At 44.5% G+C, this 1,460-nt stretch carries 1 protein-coding gene; it reads left to right on the top strand.

Features of this window, described 5'->3' with window-relative positions:
• The first annotated feature begins 71 nt into the window (after positions 1-71).
• Positions 72-1,406 (top strand): ISNCY family transposase, encoded by a 1,335-nt coding sequence (locus tag NI455_RS15315; protein WP_180185717.1) that lies wholly within the window; start codon positions 72-74, stop codon positions 1,404-1,406.
• Positions 1,407-1,460 lie beyond the last annotated feature (54 nt).

Genomic DNA, 1,460 nt, shown 5'->3' on the forward strand with positions numbered 1-1,460 from the left:
CTATATTCTCACCAATAAAAATGTCTGGTTTATGATGGTTTTTATCACCATGGACTGGATATAAAATATAGATGCTGATCACTATGTCTGACAAAGAAATTCAACGTCTTGCAGTTCTGCAAGACGTTCGAGATCATCGTATTACCCAAGTCCGTGCTGCTGAAATCCTGAATCTTTCCACCCGTCAAATTACCCGGTTATTGCAGAAGCTCAATCAAGATGGTGTTTCAGGCATGACGCATGCCAGTCGTGGTCAACCGGGCCATCATCGCCATGACGATTTATTAAAATCGCAATGTCTTTCCATTATTTCTGAACATCTGCTGGGCTTTGGACCTACCTTGGCGCATGAGAAGCTCAGCAGCATGTTTGACCTGAATATCCCGGTAGAAACGGTTCGGCGCTGGATGACTGCAAATGACCTTTGGATTCCGCGATCCAAACGTCTAAAACGCCCATACCAGCCACGCTATAACCGTGATTGCTTCGGTGAGCTGATCCAGATTGATGGCTCATATCATGACTGGTTTGAAGGAAGAGCCACCAAATGCTGTTTGCTGGTTTATATCGATGATGCTACCGGCAAGCTGTTGCATCTGCGCTTTTGTGAGGCTGAAACGACCTTTGACTATATGCTTTCAACCCGAGCCTACATTGAGCAATACGGCAAGCCCTTGGCCTTTTATAGCGATAAACACTCGGTATTTAGAGTCAACCAGAAATCCAGGCAAGACAGCCAGATCACGCAATTTGGGCGGATTCTGAATGAGTTAAACATTGATATTATCTTCGCCAATTCACCCCAGGCCAAAGGTCGCGTAGAGCGAGCGAATAGAACCCTTCAGGACCGTTTGATCAAGGAGATGCGCCTGGAAGGCATCTGTTCGATTGCAGAAGCAAATGCCTGGTTGCCCTGCTTTATTGAGCAGTTCAATCAGAAGTTCGCCAAATGTGCGCGAAACTCAAAGAACCTGCATCGACCATTAACCGAATCTGATCTTGAACTGGATGATATTTTTACCTGGCAGGAACCGCGTAAGGTCACCAAGAACCTGACGATTACCTATGACAAATGTATTTATCTGCTTGAACCGACAGAGCTGAATCATAAGCTTGCTGGGCAATACATTTCATTTCTGGAGTATCCGGATGGCACTGTGGCCCTCATGCATGAAGGACGAAAGCTCAACTACAGCATCTTCAATAAATTGGCTGGGCTGCAGCAAAATGAGATTGTTGAGAATAAACGGTTAGGTTCAGTCCTGGCGCATATCCAGCAACAACATGAAGAATTGGAGAAACAGAATAAACGTTCCCGTGCCAAGAAAAGTATGCCGAGCCGTAAAGCTCAGAAAGCTGTTATTGAACAAAGAAATTTAAATCCTGTGCTTGACTCTTGTGGTTAAAAACAGGACATTTTAAATGGTTTTTCGCATAGACATTTTAATTGGTGAATAACA

Source organism: Acinetobacter lwoffii, assembly GCF_024129435.1.
GTDB lineage: Bacteria > Pseudomonadota > Gammaproteobacteria > Pseudomonadales > Moraxellaceae > Acinetobacter > Acinetobacter lwoffii_F.

What these genes read in the sequence shown, in the direction of transcription:
- NI455_RS15315 (WP_180185717.1), top strand. Translation starts at nt 72, where the DNA reads ATGCTGATCACTATGTCTGACAAAGAAATTCAACGTCTTGCAGTTCTG.